Genomic DNA, 16,375 nt, shown 5'->3' on the forward strand with positions numbered 1-16,375 from the left:
AATCCCAACGCTTATTACATTATTGATATGCAAAATGGGATTTTATCGGCCTGTAAAGATAAAGGTTATGAGCTGGTTATTCATCCTTGTAATGCAAAATCCGACACTATTTGTGATGAACTGACTCAACTCGTGAAACATTCTCGACTAGCGGGTTTAGTGTTAACACCGCCACTTTCAGAAGATCCTAAAGTCCTTAAGGCCCTAAGTGACATTGACGCCAATTATGTGCGAATCATTGCTGGCGAAGGTGGCAAAGAGCAGGATGGACTGACTATTTTAGTGAATGACAAGTTTGGTGCAGTCGAAATTACTCAACATTTAATCGACTTAGGCCATAAAGAAATTGCCTTTTTAAGCGGTGATCTACATCACGAGTCCACCAAAGAGCGGTTACTTGGTTATAAACAAGCATTAACAAAAAATCATTTAAACCTGAATGAAGATTACATAATTGAAGGAAAGTACTCATTCGAGTCAGGAGTGGAAGGTGCTAACGCACTGATCAAACAGAAGAACCGCCCGACTGCAATTGTTGCCTGTAACGACGAAATTGCTGCAGGCGCACTGTTTGCGGCGCGTTTAGCGGGGCTCGATATCCCTGGCGACCTATCGATTGTTGGCTTCGAAGACAGCCCCTTCTCGCGCCAAACGTGGCCAAAACTCACAACGGTGCATCAACCTAACTCTGAAATCGCACAAGTCGCAACAGAGCTATTGATCGCCAAACGACGCGAGCAAGATGCCAAGTTTGCAAAAACATTTACCCCAGAGCCAGTTATTCGAGACTCTTCAGCCTCTCCAAAACACTAATCCCCAGCTGAATATTAGACGAAAAACAAAACAGAGAGCCTTCGCTCTCTGTTTTGTTTCCGTTAGTGCAACTTCAGTTTCGGCCTTTGCCATTTCAATAGCTTTTGCGCAATCCGATAAATAATCGCTGAAAACCAACCATAAAGACTCGCTAAGTGTCTTTGGTATAACGAGATATACATGATCCTTGCGATATGTCCTTCCACGAAGAAAGTCCCTGAACGCAAATTCCCCATTAGATTACCGACCGCAGAAAAACGACTTAAAGACACCAGAGAACCATAATCTTTATACACAAAAGGTTTTTCAGCCTTCCCTTGCAAACGGTTCACAATATTCTCATACAGGGTATCCGCCATTTGTGCTGCCGCTTGAGCGCGCGGTGGCACTGGTTGGCCGGACTCCAAAATTAATAGAGCGCAATCCCCAAGCGCATAAATGTCTTGATGGCCTTTAACTCGCATACAAGCATCAACTTCCACTTGATTGCGCGCCGTAATGGGTAACTTAGAGAAGTTTTGAAACGCTTTTGGACCTTTCACACCAGCCGCCCACACTTTAAGCCCCGCTTCGATTACGTCACCATCCTGTGTAATAAAGCCATCGCGGGTGACTTCTTTAACCTGCACCCCGATATGTAAACGGATGCCAATTTTATCCAATACCGCTTGAGCTCTTGCGCTCACACGTTCGGGTAACTGTGGGAGAATTTTTGGTGATGCTTCAATAAGATGTACATCAAGATGATGCTTAGAAATATTGAGATAGCCATACTCTTTCACCGATTCAATGACATGGTGAAGCTCTGCGGCTAATTCGACACCTGTGGCGCCAGCGCCAACAATACCTATACTGACTTTCTCTTGTGTTTCATTGAGTTGCAGTAATGCATCTAATAACTTTTGATGGAATAAGTTAGCGTTATCTAAACTATCAAGGAAAATACAATGCTTCTCAGCACCTAGGGTATTAAAGCTATTAGAGACCCCGCCTAAGGCTAGCACTAAGTAATCGTATTCAATTTGACGGGGCTCAAGCAGCAATTCACCCGAGTCACTATAAACCGCAGCCAGTTGGATTGTTTTTGCATCGGGATCACATTGCTCAATTTCACCACGAATATAACGATATCCATTCTTAAGACCATGATCTCTATAAAGTAATCCCTCTATAGATTGGTCAATAACCCCAACAGCTACTTCGTGTAATTTTGGCTTCCAGATATGGATTGGGCTTTTATCAATTAAGCAAACATCGACGACATCACTACCGCCCATTTTGCGGCCTAATTTAGAGGCTAGCGCTAAACCTGCCGCACCACCACCCACTATCACGATTCGTTTCGTAGCCAAAATAATAACCTCAAAAGCCCACTTAAGTGGCTAAGTTATACCATGGAACAGATAAGAGATAACTACTTTAGTCTAACTAAAGAGGCTATTTTGCATTAAAGATATTTCAGGAACAGAAAGACTTAGTCCCATCGACCATAAATTTTAAGTAACAAAAAAGGGGCCTAATGGCCCCCTCTTGAAACTGATAAATCACACTGCTTCTTCGTTTTCTTCACCGGTTCGAATGCGGATAACGCGTTCTACATCGGTTACGAAAATTTTACCATCACCGATCTTACCTGTGCGAGCCGTTTCCACAATAACATCAATAGCTTGATCTACTAAATCATCTTGAATCACGAGTTCAATTTTCACTTTAGGTAAAAAGTCGACCATATACTCCGCGCCTCGGTAAAGCTCAGTGTGCCCTTTTTGACGGCCAAAACCTTTAACCTCTAGCACTGTCATCCCGGTGATACCTATCTCAGCAAGTGACTCGCGTACATCATCCAATTTAAAAGGCTTAATAATCGCTTCAACTTTTTTCATCAAACATCCCTCGATACTTGCTTGCAGATAATCAACTAGAATGCCATTAGCTTACACGGGGTTAAGTGATTATTGAAGCACAGGTAGCACTTTCCTCATAAAACACAGTTTCTATAAAACAATTCTTAGTACGTAAAAATCTAACGAATTTAGGATAGTATTATTGGAACATTTCTATACTTAAAACTTGTAAGGTTGCTCCAAACGGCTTGTGGGATGCGAGCCGATTTATAACAAAGGAACTGTTATGAAAACTCAGCTGCACGGCTTTAGCTTAATCGAACTCATCACTACAGTATCCATATCTACCATTCTGTTATCGATTGGTGCTCCCTCGTTAAGCGATTTCAACACGAGATTCAGAGCTGATAGTAATATCAAAGTCATCCAGCAAACACTGATGCTCGCCCGAAATCATGCCATTTCCTTCAATCGAAAAGTGACAGTCTGCGCCTTAAGCAACAATCAGTGCATATCTAACTGGCAGCTTGGTTTAACCGTATTTATCGATGTAAACAGCAATAGTCAACTCGATAGCAATGAAATGACTATTTTTACCACTAACGCTTTTAATGCCAGAGATACAGTTATCTACAATCGAACCTTGATTCGTTTTCAACCAGATGGTCTTGCCTCTGGTACTAATGGAACATTGAAGTATTGCCCATCAAGTCCCACGAGCCCTTACTCGCGAGGGATTGTGGTAAATCAAGCTGGCAGGGCAAGACTATCGACTGATGCTAATATCCGCTGCGGATAAATGGCGCGTATTGATTGAAGGCATTATCAACTGACAACATAAAAGGATTGAGACTACCTTTTAGAGACTAAACAACGCAAAGGATGCTACTTAGATACTGAAATCCCGCCTATTCTCGCTTATACTTTAGTTCGTATAAGTGAGGGTTGAGTACATGCTAAATAAATTGCTTGGTTTCACACTGATTGAACTGATGGTTGCGATTGCAGTGGCCGCAATATTATTAACCATCGGTGTACCATCTTTAATATCCGTCTATGAAGGAGTACGCGTTAATAATAATATCGCCAAAATTCATGACATTATGGTTTTTGCCAGAAATCAAGCAGTCAGTTATGGCGCAACAATTAAAGTTTGCGCATCAAACGGAACTGCATGCGGTACGAATTGGGGAAATGGGATTAAAGTTGTCAGCCCTGATAATAAAGATATTCGTGTTATTGATGCATTCAATACAAATGACAGTGTAAAAAGCAATTCGGCGAGTTTTACCTTTAGCTCTGAAGGCATGTTATCAACGAACAGTGCTGTAGAAATCATCTACTGCCCAGGCGGCTCCGCGACAAACTCCAAGAGTGTAAACATAAGCTCTAGTGGGCTAATCTCCTACGGAGCAGATGGTAAAAGCTGCTCGTAACAGAAGATATATTCCGCACACATAAGCTTATCTCAAGGTTAGCTCATCAATTTTTTTACTTTTTTCATTAGTGAACTCTTGGCTAAGCTCAACACATTCTACTACCTCTTTAATAAAGAATTTCTTTTTATCTCCACCTACTTTTTGCTTACTCGGAAGACTAGCCATATTCAAATTGACATCTTTAATCCTCCATCGATAAAACAGTACTTTATCACCATTTGTCGTTGTGACATGGCATTTGTAATCCTGCATAACAACTGTAGGTTCCGCAGCAAACACAAATGCAGGCAAAGCTAATGCTAAAGCAATACAATATTTTATCATTTCCAACACTCCGCAGAAGGCCCCTTTACACCAGCAGATGTCATCGTAATAGTCGCACATGTTGAGTCTCGACTAGCCTGCGAACCTTGTGCAGTCGCAGTGATAGTGAATGAACTGGTACCACTTGACGCTAAGCTATAACGCCCATGCTCTGTAACAAAAGGACTAGCGGCTAACCCCAGCTTGGTCATATCAGTAGCATAGGCTCGGTTATCCAAATAATACTGCTCTTGAAGATTCGCAACCTTCATCACCGCCGCAACACCTTCAGACCGTCCACTCTTAACCACGTAATCAATGTATGAGGGATATGCTATCGAAGCCAAAATCCCCACAATAACAACAGCGATCATGACTTCAACCAAAGTGAACCCTTGCAGTCTATTCTTTTTCATTAATGTTCTTACTCATCAATATGATAATAAATTTTGTTAGTCTTTAAGCCGCTACCCAATTCGATCGTTCCCTTACATTCACCGTTCTCACACTCGCCTTTACCAACACCGATAACATACGCTTTCGGCTCTTCACCCGGTTGTGGCTCAGGGATCACTATTTGGGGGGTATCAGGAATACGTTCACCAACCTCATAGTAAAGCGTACTTGATGTTCGAGTCCCTTTATGTAGATCAAACACATAGAGTCGTCCCTGTCCTGAAAAACCACATACCCCTGCGTCTAAATCTACGGCTTGGGTAGTAGGCGGAACAAATGAGGTGAAATAAACTTTACCATCAAATATAAGTGAAGAAGATAGGCTTTTCTCTCCCGTTGCGGGGAAATCATAATACCAACCTCTCTTCTGCCCAAAAGCAACATTATCACTCTGCGAAGTAGGTGCAGCAGAGGTAACATCATATAGATTAGAAATCGTTAGAGGGGCAGGTATATCGGTGCCAGTAAATTGTTTAGTGACAACATTTCTATCCTGAAATACATAGAACATATCATTAGTAACCTTGTCTAATGGATGCGTTCTATTCCCAGTTCCCACTGTTACGGCATCATACGGGATACTCTGATAAGATAAGACGCCATTTTCAGAATGAATATTGTTAAACTGAGTCTGGGCCACTGTAGGCTCAGCAAAAAACATTCGGTTGTCAGGTGAACTCGCGGTGGAAATTTTGGCAAATTGGAATACAGACCAATTGGTTTTATTCGTCGAAGGTAAATCTATTCGCCATATACTACCCTCAATATCACTTGCATATATCCGATCAGATATACCGTCATTATTACTGTCTAAAACAGCAACTTTATTTGGGATACTGCTCATTCCCGTGGCGGTAAACTTTGTTACGAATTCACCAGTAAATGCTTTTACAATATAAACTGCCGCCCCAGAACCATCATCTGTAGAGTCCATCCCACCGCCAAAAATCAACACAGGTTCAGAGATTGATGGAATAAATGTGACGACAGGTTCTGACCAACTTTGCCCTAAGTCTTCAAACTTTTCCGTACTAGAATTGATCATCCACTTATACTGTGGTGAATCTGGATTTGTGATATCTAACGCATAGTAAGATGTACCGCCGCGCCTCATCCCAAGGAAAACCCAAGCCTTATTGACTTTGCCATCCGCATCCGTTTCAGTATAAGCAACCGGTGATAAGTCCATCCCATAAACACTATGAACTCCAGTTGAATCATCCCGCCTTAGTGTTGGGATGTTATGTACTAATTCAGATGGCATAAATGCCCAAGACTCAGTGACTGAACCAACAGCATAATCACCACTACCAGTGTCAGAATCTTTAAACATATGTACCAATCCCTGATTGGTACCAACTAAGATTCGGACATCAAGATTTTCAGATGTCACATTGCCATTAGCATCTGTTGTAGGCTTATTACCGAAGTTAATGGCGAGAGGTTTCGAATGGAGAGGATCCCCCATAATATCGTCTCGAGGGTCGGTATAAGTATCATCATTATCTTCGTCATCAACATCGACACCATAAATCCAATCTCTATTCTTGGAGACAGTATCAGAAACGGAGCTAGTTGCAGGACTTCCTAGAAGAGAATAAAAACTCGAGTCGCTTATTGTTGTAAGCAAACTCAAACCACTTCCATCATTTATATATATTTTTCTATTTTTCAATTGTGACTTTAAGGTCGGTAAAACCCCGCCCGATTTAACCTTATTACCATCGATGTTACCCGCGGGGCAGGTATTCCAATAAGTACAAGTGTCACTTGAAATATTGCCATTAGTATCAATTGCTCCAGTCGTTCCACCTGGACCTACAATTTCTCCAGAGGAATTGACTTTCAGCTTTTTCAAATTACCACTCCAGCGAGGTCCTCCACCGGGTAAAAACATGGCAAAGTAAGCTGAATTATAGGTCTGAGTTTTATCGAAGTTGTTACTGGCAATACTAGGAGAGGTAAATGATGAATCTATGGTCAGAATAGACTTTAATGCGTCGTTCATCGCCTCGACTAAATCTAGGCCCGTTTTAGCGATATAATAACCTTTGGAGACGCCATTCTCTCTGGTACTTCCGCCCCTGAAAGCCGCTTCTTCCAATAGTGCTGCAGCTTTATCTGCGCCGTCAGAAAAACCTATGGTAAACAATCTCACGTTTTGCTTGTTATCAACACCATTTGAATCTTTCGGCCCAACAACGATATCATTGTTGTACATATATGCAGCTAAAGCAGGTAAATAACTAAAATCGTCTTGATTACGATCATTTTTGAAACTCATTGCGCTATAGTCTCCAGCGACTTTAGCACTTGCAGTTAATTGCTTTATCGATTCATCTGCGGCATGGTCAAGTGTCGGCGCACCATCAGTAATATAAATAACATATGCCGTGTCCGGACATGTTTTAAACTTCGTTGCGTAATTCCCACTCATCAAGATGCTTGAAGGACTATTTGGCGTATAGTTATCAACCTTGTTATTTCCAGTCGCGTTTTTATCATCATTACCAAAGGTGACTGGACCGCCACTAAAAAATTGATAAGCCTCATATAATGTTTCACATAGTGGAGTATTAGTTTGAGCTGGCATACCATTAATTAACGAAATCAAAGATGACTTATTTGCTTCCGTCATTTCGGCCATATCATAAATAATACGTCCACCGTCAGCATAATTCTCGGTTGGATAGTTCAAGTTATAAACGGCAAGAGCAGCATCAATAGGAATAGCTAGTGTCTCCAACGCTGATTTCAGAGCATCCTTTGCAACATCTAAACGAGTACCTGTTCCACCGCTATTTTGCCCTTCAGTAGTTGTTGTTACCCATTTATACCACACCAAGTAATGTGCAGAATAAAGTGTTACCGGAGTTTCGGTTCCAAACTTTGTACTATTTAAACTATTTTGTCGATCAGTCTCAGAACTTCCGGATGTATACATATCCTTAGTATTTACGGGGTAACCATCATCAAAAGCTTTTCCTTTTAATTTTCCAGGATTCTTAGGATCTTTATTTAGAATATCTTCATAACAATCCACAATATCATTTTGATTGAAACCGTTATTATTTGCTAAAGATTCCCAAGTATTTTTATTAAACTCACGCAAATATCCTGTATAGCGGCCTTTTTCAGTTAAGGCTTTAGCAGCCGTGTTACAGTTATTATTATCTAAATAAAAACGACGACCGTCATTTGGATCATCCGGGGTTGGCATATTACTCGTATTATCAATTCCCCCAGCATTCCAATAAGTTCCTTTATCATTGATATATCCAGAATAGCTATTCATGTATGTCTCAAATCCTGCTGGGTAGGTACAAGTTCCTGCAGCATATCCGGCTTGAGAACAATACGAACTCACAGCATTCTGATCTTCTGTAGACATACTCCCTGAGTTATCAAAGATAAATAACACCTGTGGGCGTTTGCCAGTCCTTGAAGTTGAGTCAACAAGATAAAGCTCTGTATCATCTGCATGTATTTGCCCAGCAATAATGACTGTGGCAGCCATAAGAGCACAAAAGATTTTTTTCAACATAACTTTAGTTTCCTGTTAGCACTTGTTGCTCTACACCTGAAACAACGGTTAATGAGCCAAGATTGTCCCGACCAAAGGTTACTGAACTGCTAATCTCAACCCTTCTACAGCTAACCAAATTTGCCCCTGTCGCATTTGAGGTTCTTTGACATCCAACATCACGCACACCAGTTTCAGGCAATGGCTTCAGTGTCTGACGACTATTAAATACTGTTGTATCTGCTTCTGCGTTAAGGTTTGCCAATTGCTCACCCGAATAATCTGAAATCACCTGTTCCAAACCACCATCGGCAATGGCTTTAGCTTCTATTCTTTCTGCGCCCGCCCCTGACATTCGAAGCGATTGTGTTGAGTTAACCGCCAATGCAACACCAATAACTGTCATGAGGACCAAGACAATTAATGCAAAAAACAACACTATCCCTTTCTGCTTTCTCATCACTCTCCGCCTCATCAATTAACTGCGTATAAGCACTGGATTTTCCAATACTATTGTTGTCGACAGAACCTTACGACGGTAATGGTCATTAGCAGGAATAGTGATGGTTTTGTCTCCTAACAGGTATTCAGTCTCGTTGGTATAACTTTTGTCTTCGTTAATCGATCTCACTAGAACAAACGCTTTGATCGCTACCAAACGTTGAAAACCTTCGTTATCCCACATCAATGATGTGACATCCTCTGCAGGCATAAAGCTATCAGGAGTGCTATCCCCATCATTATCAAAACCATATAAGAAACGAATATTCTCAATACCTTCTACTAACTGTTCATCGTTGCTCATGCCAGTGCTGGTTAAGGTTTTACGCCTTAGGATAGGAATTTGATTTGCATCATTTGCAATAAAATACACATGGTGCTGATATTCCCATGTTCTCGGATTTTCAAGCGTCGTAGTTGGAGTCGCACCAACAAAAAACACTGCCTGAGAAGAGTTTGCAGCGACATACACTGAGTCTGCACTCCCTGCCGCGACATTGGGTCCAATAAAACGTTTTAGCTGCAAAACATCTGTATCCGCATTAACATCACTGTTCCCCAAACAACTAAGATGAGTACTTGTTGCGGTATTCTCATATCCCCACAAACGCCTAAAATGGGCAGGCTGATTATTAGGCAGCGTCGCGTTATTCTGCCCATCGCCAACACAATCAGCGGTTATGGTAGTGACCTCGATGTTGGTATTTGTCCCGACGATAAAATCAGTCCCCGTTAAATCCCCCATAAAACCTAACTGACTAATATCTCTTTCCATTATGGCCAAGGCTATACGACCATTCTCTTGCAACTGATTAAACTGGCTTGTCGTTGTCACGTTTGATGACGACATGCTGAACATGGTAAAAACACCGGCAGTCAAAAAAAGCCCGATAACCATAGCGACCATCAACTCAACGAGTGACATTCCCCGTTCCATGGTTTTACTTAACGTCATACGAAATGATTTTTTCATCTAAATAATCACTGTCTTAAGTGAAAAAATGCGCCTATTTTCAGTGTCAGCACCACAAGTGTCAGCAGCATCCGCAACGGCTGAAGTATCAATGTTAGTCTCACGTATGCCTCGCCAAGTAATCACAACCAGCACATCACGATTATTCACTTCAATACAAGCCGTAGGAGAATCCAATCCCCCAACGTTTTGAGTACCAACAGTCTCAGACTCTCCGGTTAACGAAGATTGCCATTCAAAAATATCCCACAACTTTAATTCTGCTGGATTGCAAAGTGTTGCGGTTTCACACACCTTTGTGACAGAACTTGGGGCACCAGTGTATTCTCCTGCATAGCTATCAAGCTGCGTTCGATTTAGCTTCATGCGGTTGATAATATCATTGGCGTAATAGGAAGCTTGTGTTTGTTGAAAAGATTCAAAACTGCCACGTTTGGCTACAATGTGTAAGTTAAAGATACCAATCAAGCCAATCACTAAGATCACTAATGCAACAAGCACTTCAATTAAAGAGAAGCCTCGTTGCAATCTTTGATGTGTCAATCGTTCGAATTTAGTCATATTTTTGACAAGCTTTTCAGCTATTTACCCTTTTAAATCTTAACCTTACGACAAAACACTGCTAGCAGTTAATAATAGATGAGTAAAATGTAAGTAGCCAGTAACAATAGCATATAAGCGTTAATTCCATTATGCCTTGTTTGTATTTGCTGGGTTTAATAAAAAAGAGGCCATTGGCCTCTTTTTTATTCATCACACAGTTCTAAATGAACTAGCGTAATTCCGCGGGTACCGCAAAAACGGTGTCTTCTTTACGCCCTTCAACTTCTGTGACAACACTCGGTGCCAATTTCGCAATGGCTTGAACCACTTGTTGAACCAGCACCTCCGGAGCCGATGCGCCAGCGGTCACCGCAACTTTCGTCACATTTTCAAACCAAGATGAATCGATATCATCTGCGGTATCAACCAGATAAGATTGAGTTCCGGTTTTTAATGCCAATTCACGCAAGCGGTTAGAATTAGAACTGTTTTTCGAACCGACCACAATTAACAGATCCACATCGGCCGATAAGTTACGTACCGCATCCTGACGGTTTTGCGTCGCGTAACAAATATCATCTTTACGTGGGCCTTCGATGGACGGAAAACGTTTCAATAAGGCACTGATGATATCGAGGGTATCATCTACCGAGAGCGTCGTTTGAGTCACGAAGCAGAGATTATTAGGATCGCGAACTTCTAAAGTTTCGACATCCGCTGGAGATTCAATCAGATAAACACCACCATTAGGGTTATCGTATTGCCCCATGGTGCCTTCCACCTCTGGATGTCCCTCATGGCCAATCAAAATACACTCAATACCCTTGCGGCTCGCTCGAGTGACCTGCAAATGCACTTTGGTGACTAACGGACAAGTTGCATCAAATACCCGCAAACCACGCGCCTTTGCCTCGGCACGTACCGCCTGAGAAACTCCATGAGCACTGAAGATAACAATATTGTTATCAGGTACTTGGTCTAACTCTTCGACAAAAACGGCACCGCGGTCCTTCAGGTTTTGCACTACATAGCGGTTATGCACGACTTCATGGCGAACATAAATCGGCGGCGAAAATAACTCAAGTGCGCGCTCGACAATACTAATGGCGCGATCCACACCAGCACAAAAGCCGCGAGGATTGGCCAGCATAATATTTAAACTTGGGCTGGTAGGATCTAATTTCATCTTACAGTACCTTCACCACGTCGAGTTCAAATGTCACTTTGCGTCCCGCTAGAGGGTGATTGAGATCGACCGTAATCGAATCGCCCGCAACCTCACGCACAATTCCAGGGATCTCACTGCCGCCAGGGCCTGCGAAACTCACGATAACGCCAACCTCTAACTCCATATCGGCAGGAAAGCGGGTTCTATCCATATAATGAATCGCATCGGGATTAGACTCACCAAAGGCGTCCACCGCTTCAAGCGTAAAGCTGTGCTTATCGCCTTCATTTAAGGAAACAAGCTGCGCTTCAAATGCTGGACTTAAGGTACCATCACCGATGTTTAAACGGGCTGGTTTACCCGAGGCTTTAGTGCTGTCGGCGGTCGAACCATCTTCAAGCACAATATTCATATGGCACAATAACGAACGTGTCACAGTCACTACTTCACCTCTTCGGTTTTATCTTGTTCGGATTTGCTGTTAAAAAACGAATCCCAAATGATCAGTACTGCGCCGATAAAAATTGCTGAGTCTGCAATATTAAAGGCGGGGTAATGGCTCTTACCCCAATAGAAATCGATAAAGTCCACCACAAAGCCGTGCATCAATCGATCGATTAAGTTACCTAAAGCACCACCAATCACTAAGGTGTAAGCTAAGTTTAACTTCCATAATGATGCCGATTGCTTACGAAGCCACACTGTCAGCAAGGTACTGAAACCAACAGCTACTATGGTAAATAACCAACGTTGCCAACCGCCCGCTTCACTTAAAAAGCTAAATGCAGCGCCATAGTTACGTACATAGGTGAAATTAAAAAAAGGTAACAACTGTACCGATTCGAACAAATCAAAATTGGCTAAGATCCATTGTTTGGATAGTTGATCGGCCAAAAACACCAATACAACTACCCAATACCAACGTAAGCCACTGTCTTTCCAAGTTAATGGCATACAGATCCTTTACGCAAACAGACGAACTTCGCCGTCACCTTCAATATTGGTCACACAGCGATGGCACAGCGTTGGGTGAGCCTCAATCGTGCCCACTTCTTCCCTGTGGTGCCAACAACGTTCGCATTTTTCAGCGGTAGTCGCACTGACCACTAACTTCAACGACATCAGTTCGGTTTCAACGGCATAGCTTGTCGCATCCGCCAATGGCAATACTTTGGCTTCTGAGGTCAACAGGACGAAACGCAGCTCATCACCAATGTGCGTTAACTGTTCAGTTAAAGCCACATCAGCAAACAGTGTGACTTCAGCTTCTAAGGAGCCACCAATACGTTTATCACGGCGCGCTTGCTCGATGACCTTGTTGACTTCGTTACGCACAGTCAGCAGATTTTCCCAGTACGCATCGCTGAGATCTGTATCTAAAGTGATAGATTGCAGGCCTTGATACCATTCTTGGGTAAACACGTAAGCATCACGCTGGCCTGGCAGTAATTGCCACACTTCGTCGGCAGTAAAGCTCAGGATTGGCGCAATCCAACGCACCATGGCTTCGGCAATGTGGAACAGTGCCGATTGGCAGCTACGACGGGCATGGCCCTCTTGCTTAGCGGTATATTGACGGTCTTTGATGATGTCTAAGTAGAAACTACCTAGCTCAACCGAGCAGAACTGCATCAGCTTTTGCGTCACAATATGGAAGTTATATTGCTCGTAAGCTTCGATAATTTCTTGCTGCAGAGCTGCCGCGCGGCGCACCGCCCAACGATCTAACGCCACCATATTTTCTACTGCCACTAAGTCCTTAGCAGGATCGAAGCCATTAAGGTTAGCTAGTAAGAAACGAGCGGTGTTACGAATACGGCGATAAGCATCGGCGCTACGGTTTAAGATTTCATCCGATACCGTCATTTCACCGCTGTAGTCGGTTGCTGCAACCCAAAGACGCAGAATGTCTGCACCTAACTTGTTGGTGACTTGCTGCGGCGCAATGACGTTACCGATAGATTTCGACATCTTGCGACCTTTACCATCAACGGTAAAGCCGTGGGTTAGTACTTGCTTGTAAGGTGCTTTACCAGTCATTGCGGTAGAAATCATCAATGATGACATAAACCAACCACGGTGTTGGTCGCTACCTTCGAGGTATAAATCGACGCCATGACCATGAAACTCTGAGCGCGCACCAACCACAGAAGCAAAGGTTGAACCTGAGTCGTACCATACGTCTAAGGTATCGGTCACTTTGCGGTATTGTTCGGCTTCTTCGCCCAGTAATTCAGCAGCATCGAGATCCCACCAAGCTTGAATGCCTTCCTGCTCAATGCGGTTGGCTACACGCGCCATTAACGACACGCTGTCAGGGTGCAGCTCTTCAGTTTCGCGGTGTACGAATAGCGTAATTGGTACACCCCAAGTACGTTGACGGGAGATACACCAATCAGGGCGATTCTCAACCATCTTTTCGATGCGGCTTTGGCCCCAATCAGGGATCCATTGAGTCTGCTCAATTTCACCTAATGCTTGCTTGCGCAGGTTGTGGTTATCCATTGAGATAAACCATTGCGGCGTAGCACGGAAGATAATGGGCGTTTTATGGCGCCAGCAGTGTGGATAGCTGTGACGGTACGCAACATGGTGTAATAGCGCGCCTTTTTCTTTCAGCAGTGCAACCACATTGTCGTTTGCTTTAAATACGTGTTGACCGGCAAAGAACTCAGTATCCGGTTTGTAAACACCGTTATCACCAACTGGGTTCGCCACTTCTAAACCGTATTTTTGACCTACCACGAAGTCGTCTTGACCATGGCCAGGTGCCGTGTGAACCACACCCGTACCCGCGTCAGTCGTCACGTGGTCGCCTAAAATCGCTGGGACGTCAAAGGCTAAGAATGGATGCTTAAAGCGAACCAGCTCAAGTGCAACGCCTTTAACTTTACCTAACACGCTGTGGCTCTCGGCGCCGTAACGCGTCATGCAAGCTTCAACTAACACGTCGGCCAGAATAACTGCGTGAGTCGCGCCCTCTTTCGCAAATTCGACCAAGCTGTAATCCAGCTCTGGGCTGATAGATAACGCGCGGTTAGCTGGCAGTGTCCAAGGTGTAGTAGTCCAAATCACCATAGCGACAGGATGTGAGTAATCGCTTACACCAAACTGAGCGGCTAAAGCTTTGCTATCAGTCGCAGTAAAGGCCACATCGATAGCGGGAGAGGTTTTATCCTCGTATTCTACTTCGGCTTCAGCAAGGGCAGAACCACAGTCGGTACACCAATGAACGGGTTTTACACCTTTATGTAAGTGACCGTTTTCAATCACTTTAGATAAAGAGCGTACGATATTGGCTTCGGTGGCAAAATCCATCGTTAAATAAGGCTTTTGCCAATCGCCCAGCACGCCTAAACGAATAAAGTCGGCACGTTGGCCATCGACTTGCTCAGCAGCATATTTACGGCATTCTTCACGGAATTCGGCCGCAGAAATTTTTTGACCAGGCTTACCGACTTTTTGCTCTACTTTCAGTTCAATTGGCAGACCGTGGCAATCCCAACCAGGCACATAAGGCGCGTCAAAACCTGACATGGTTTTTGACTTAACAATAATGTCCTTAAGAATTTTGTTTACTGAGTGACCAATATGAATGCTGCCGTTCGCATACGGTGGGCCGTCATGCAAAATAAAAGGTGTGCGGCCAATTCGGCTATCACGGATCTGCTGATACAGACCGTCTTTCGTCCAGCGCTCTAACATCTCTGGCTCGCGATTTGCCAAATTACCACGCATCGGAAACTCAGTTTCCGGCAAATTCAAAGTAAATTTATAGTCGCTCATTGATCCTATACCGTTAATTAAACTGATAAATATCAGCCTGCATCGTTACCAAATAAAGCTCTGGCCTCATTTGCATCATTCAAAATCTGTTGTTTTAGTGCATCCAATGAATCAAAGGGTTGTTCATCGCGAAGTTTTGCCACTAACTCAACCTCAACATGCTTGCCATAAATGTCACCTTCAAAATCAAAAAGGTGCACCTCAAGCTGACAAACCTGACCATTTACGGTCGGACGGAAGCCTATGTTGGCAACCCCTTCATAAATATCGCTATCTTCCCAATAGAGTTTTACCGCAAACACCCCGCGTACCGGCACTACATTGCGTTTAAGGGCGATATTCGCAGTAGGAAAACCTATGGTTCTACCAATTTTTTGGCCATGGGCCACGCGGCCGCTTAAGGTAAAAGGATGACCGAGTAGGCGTCTTGCCTGCTCAAGATTTCCTTTCGCCAATTGCTCTCTTACCGCAGTCGAACTCACGCGTTGCGAGCCCACCATAAAGCTTTGGGTGCTGACCACGGTAAAACCGTAACGGGCTCCCGCCTGCATCAGCATTTCAAAATTGCCTTTTCGGCCTTGACCGAAGCAAAAGTCATCGCCCACGACGAGGTATTTAACCCCGAGTTTACGTACCAGCAATTCTTCAATGAAATGCTCCGCTGGTTGTTCGGCAAAGGCACGATTGAAGTTAACACACACTAACCGCTCAACGCCTAATTCATCCAGTAGGATGATTTTGTCGCGCAATAAGCTCAAACGCGCTGGCGCATTTTCACCACGGAATAATTCCTGAGGCTGGGGTTCAAATGTCATTGCTGTCGACGGTAATGAGAGCTGCTTAGCCTTTTGCACCAGATTCGCAATCACCTGTGCATGGCCGCGATGCACGCCATCAAAATTACCAATCGTCAGCACACAGCCATGGTGAGATGACAAAATGTTATGTATACCGCGAATTAATTCCATAACTTTAGACAACTGCCAAGCGCAAATCGGCTGATTATATAACAGCTAACGATAAGAA

General features: G+C 43.5%; 16 protein-coding genes. 3 read left to right on the forward strand and 13 right to left on the reverse strand.

The window, feature by feature from the left end; genetic code table 11:
- Nucleotides 1–813, forward strand: an 813-nt coding sequence (locus ACK5NH_RS02455; protein ID WP_416917651.1) for a substrate-binding domain-containing protein, incomplete at its 5' end; no start/stop codon positions are given.
- A 62-nt stretch (nt 814–875) separates the two neighbouring features.
- On the opposite strand, the gene ACK5NH_RS02460 is transcribed toward ACK5NH_RS02455, so the two are convergent.
- Together ACK5NH_RS02460 and glnB are read right to left on the reverse strand one after the other, a co-directional pair.
- A complete protein-coding gene (locus ACK5NH_RS02460; RefSeq protein ID WP_416917652.1) occupies nt 876–2,165 on the reverse strand; it encodes an NAD(P)/FAD-dependent oxidoreductase in 1,290 nt (429 codons plus the stop codon).
- A 192-nt stretch (nt 2,166–2,357) separates the two neighbouring features.
- Nucleotides 2,358–2,696 (reverse strand): nitrogen regulatory protein P-II, encoded by a 339-nt coding sequence (gene glnB, locus ACK5NH_RS02465; protein ID WP_011073353.1) that lies wholly within the window; start codon nt 2,694–2,696, stop codon nt 2,358–2,360.
- A 247-nt stretch (nt 2,697–2,943) separates the two neighbouring features.
- Between glnB and ACK5NH_RS02470 the strand changes: the two genes are divergently transcribed.
- On the forward strand, nt 2,944–3,456 hold the full coding sequence (locus ACK5NH_RS02470; RefSeq protein ID WP_416917653.1) for a GspH/FimT family pseudopilin: 513 nt from the start codon (nt 2,944–2,946) through the stop codon (nt 3,454–3,456).
- Between the two features lie 154 nt (nt 3,457–3,610).
- A complete protein-coding gene (locus ACK5NH_RS02475) occupies nt 3,611–4,093 on the forward strand; it encodes a GspH/FimT family pseudopilin (protein WP_416917654.1) in 483 nt (160 codons plus the stop codon).
- A 27-nt stretch (nt 4,094–4,120) separates the two neighbouring features.
- Here ACK5NH_RS02475 and ACK5NH_RS02480 read toward each other — a convergent pair whose 3' ends face one another.
- The 11 genes from ACK5NH_RS02480 to ribF all read right to left on the reverse strand — a co-directional run bounded on the left by ACK5NH_RS02480 (nt 4,121) and on the right by ribF (nt 16,317).
- Nucleotides 4,121–4,420 carry a TapY2 family type IVa secretion system protein gene (locus tag ACK5NH_RS02480; RefSeq protein WP_416917655.1) on the reverse strand — a complete coding sequence of 100 codons (300 nt, stop codon included), beginning with the start codon at nt 4,418–4,420 and terminating at the stop codon, nt 4,121–4,123.
- Nucleotides 4,417–4,815 (reverse strand): type IV pilin protein, encoded by a 399-nt coding sequence (locus ACK5NH_RS02485; RefSeq protein WP_416917656.1) that lies wholly within the window; start codon nt 4,813–4,815, stop codon nt 4,417–4,419. Before ACK5NH_RS02485 ends, ACK5NH_RS02480 begins: the two co-directional genes overlap by 4 nt.
- 8 nt (nt 4,816–4,823) lie before the next feature.
- Complete coding sequence (locus ACK5NH_RS02490) at nt 4,824–8,399, reverse strand: pilus assembly protein (protein WP_416917657.1); 3,576 nt, start codon at nt 8,397–8,399, stop codon at nt 4,824–4,826.
- A gap of 4 nt (nt 8,400–8,403) precedes the next feature.
- On the reverse strand, nt 8,404–8,838 hold the full coding sequence (locus ACK5NH_RS02495; protein WP_416917658.1) for a pilus assembly PilX family protein: 435 nt from the start codon (nt 8,836–8,838) through the stop codon (nt 8,404–8,406).
- A gap of 18 nt (nt 8,839–8,856) precedes the next feature.
- Nucleotides 8,857–9,834 (reverse strand): PilW family protein, encoded by a 978-nt coding sequence (locus ACK5NH_RS02500; RefSeq protein WP_416917686.1) that lies wholly within the window; start codon nt 9,832–9,834, stop codon nt 8,857–8,859.
- Nucleotides 9,835–9,852: 18 nt separating this feature from the next.
- The gene (gene pilV / locus ACK5NH_RS02505; protein ID WP_416917659.1) at nt 9,853–10,413 is read right to left on the reverse strand and encodes a type IV pilus modification protein PilV; all 561 of its coding nucleotides are present in this window, start codon (nt 10,411–10,413) and stop codon (nt 9,853–9,855) included.
- 211 nt (nt 10,414–10,624) lie between these two features.
- Nucleotides 10,625–11,581 (reverse strand): 4-hydroxy-3-methylbut-2-enyl diphosphate reductase, encoded by a 957-nt coding sequence (gene ispH, locus ACK5NH_RS02510; protein ID WP_416917660.1) that lies wholly within the window; start codon nt 11,579–11,581, stop codon nt 10,625–10,627.
- A 1-nt stretch (nt 11,582) separates the two neighbouring features.
- Nucleotides 11,583–12,005 (reverse strand): FKBP-type peptidyl-prolyl cis-trans isomerase, encoded by a 423-nt coding sequence (fkpB, locus tag ACK5NH_RS02515; protein WP_011626961.1) that lies wholly within the window; start codon nt 12,003–12,005, stop codon nt 11,583–11,585.
- On the reverse strand, nt 12,005–12,517 hold the full coding sequence (gene lspA, locus ACK5NH_RS02520; RefSeq protein WP_416917661.1) for a signal peptidase II: 513 nt from the start codon (nt 12,515–12,517) through the stop codon (nt 12,005–12,007). Before lspA ends, fkpB begins: the two co-directional genes overlap by 1 nt.
- A gap of 9 nt (nt 12,518–12,526) precedes the next feature.
- Nucleotides 12,527–15,349: an isoleucine--tRNA ligase gene (gene ileS, locus ACK5NH_RS02525; protein ID WP_416917662.1), complete on the reverse strand. Its 2,823-nt coding sequence runs from the start codon at nt 15,347–15,349 to the stop codon at nt 12,527–12,529.
- A 32-nt stretch (nt 15,350–15,381) separates the two neighbouring features.
- Nucleotides 15,382–16,317, reverse strand: a complete 936-nt coding sequence (gene ribF, locus ACK5NH_RS02530) for a bifunctional riboflavin kinase/FAD synthetase (RefSeq protein WP_416917663.1) — start codon at nt 16,315–16,317, stop codon at nt 15,382–15,384.
- Between the last annotated feature and the right edge of the window lie 58 nt (nt 16,318–16,375).

The organism is Shewanella sp. (assembly GCF_047975355.1).
In the GTDB taxonomy this organism is placed as follows: Bacteria; Pseudomonadota; Gammaproteobacteria; order Enterobacterales; family Shewanellaceae; genus Shewanella.

Coding starts and splice junctions, on each gene's coding strand:
- glnB (WP_011073353.1), bottom strand. CDS start 2,696: ATGAAAAAAGTTGAAGCGATTATTAAGCCTTTTAAATTGGATGATGTA.
- ACK5NH_RS02470 (WP_416917653.1), top strand. CDS start 2,944: ATGAAAACTCAGCTGCACGGCTTTAGCTTAATCGAACTCATCACTACA.
- ACK5NH_RS02475 (WP_416917654.1), top strand. CDS start 3,611: ATGCTAAATAAATTGCTTGGTTTCACACTGATTGAACTGATGGTTGCG.
- ACK5NH_RS02480 (WP_416917655.1), bottom strand. CDS start 4,420: ATGATAAAATATTGTATTGCTTTAGCATTAGCTTTGCCTGCATTTGTG.
- ACK5NH_RS02485 (WP_416917656.1), bottom strand. CDS start 4,815: ATGAAAAAGAATAGACTGCAAGGGTTCACTTTGGTTGAAGTCATGATC.
- ACK5NH_RS02490 (WP_416917657.1), bottom strand. CDS start 8,399: ATGTTGAAAAAAATCTTTTGTGCTCTTATGGCTGCCACAGTCATTATT.
- ACK5NH_RS02495 (WP_416917658.1), bottom strand. CDS start 8,838: ATGAGAAAGCAGAAAGGGATAGTGTTGTTTTTTGCATTAATTGTCTTG.
- ACK5NH_RS02500 (WP_416917686.1), bottom strand. CDS start 9,834: ATGACGTTAAGTAAAACCATGGAACGGGGAATGTCACTCGTTGAGTTG.
- pilV (WP_416917659.1), bottom strand. CDS start 10,413: ATGACTAAATTCGAACGATTGACACATCAAAGATTGCAACGAGGCTTC.
- ispH (WP_416917660.1), bottom strand. CDS start 11,581: ATGAAATTAGATCCTACCAGCCCAAGTTTAAATATTATGCTGGCCAAT.
- lspA (WP_416917661.1), bottom strand. CDS start 12,517: ATGCCATTAACTTGGAAAGACAGTGGCTTACGTTGGTATTGGGTAGTT.
- ileS (WP_416917662.1), bottom strand. CDS start 15,349: ATGAGCGACTATAAATTTACTTTGAATTTGCCGGAAACTGAGTTTCCG.
- ribF (WP_416917663.1), bottom strand. CDS start 16,317: ATGGAATTAATTCGCGGTATACATAACATTTTGTCATCTCACCATGGC.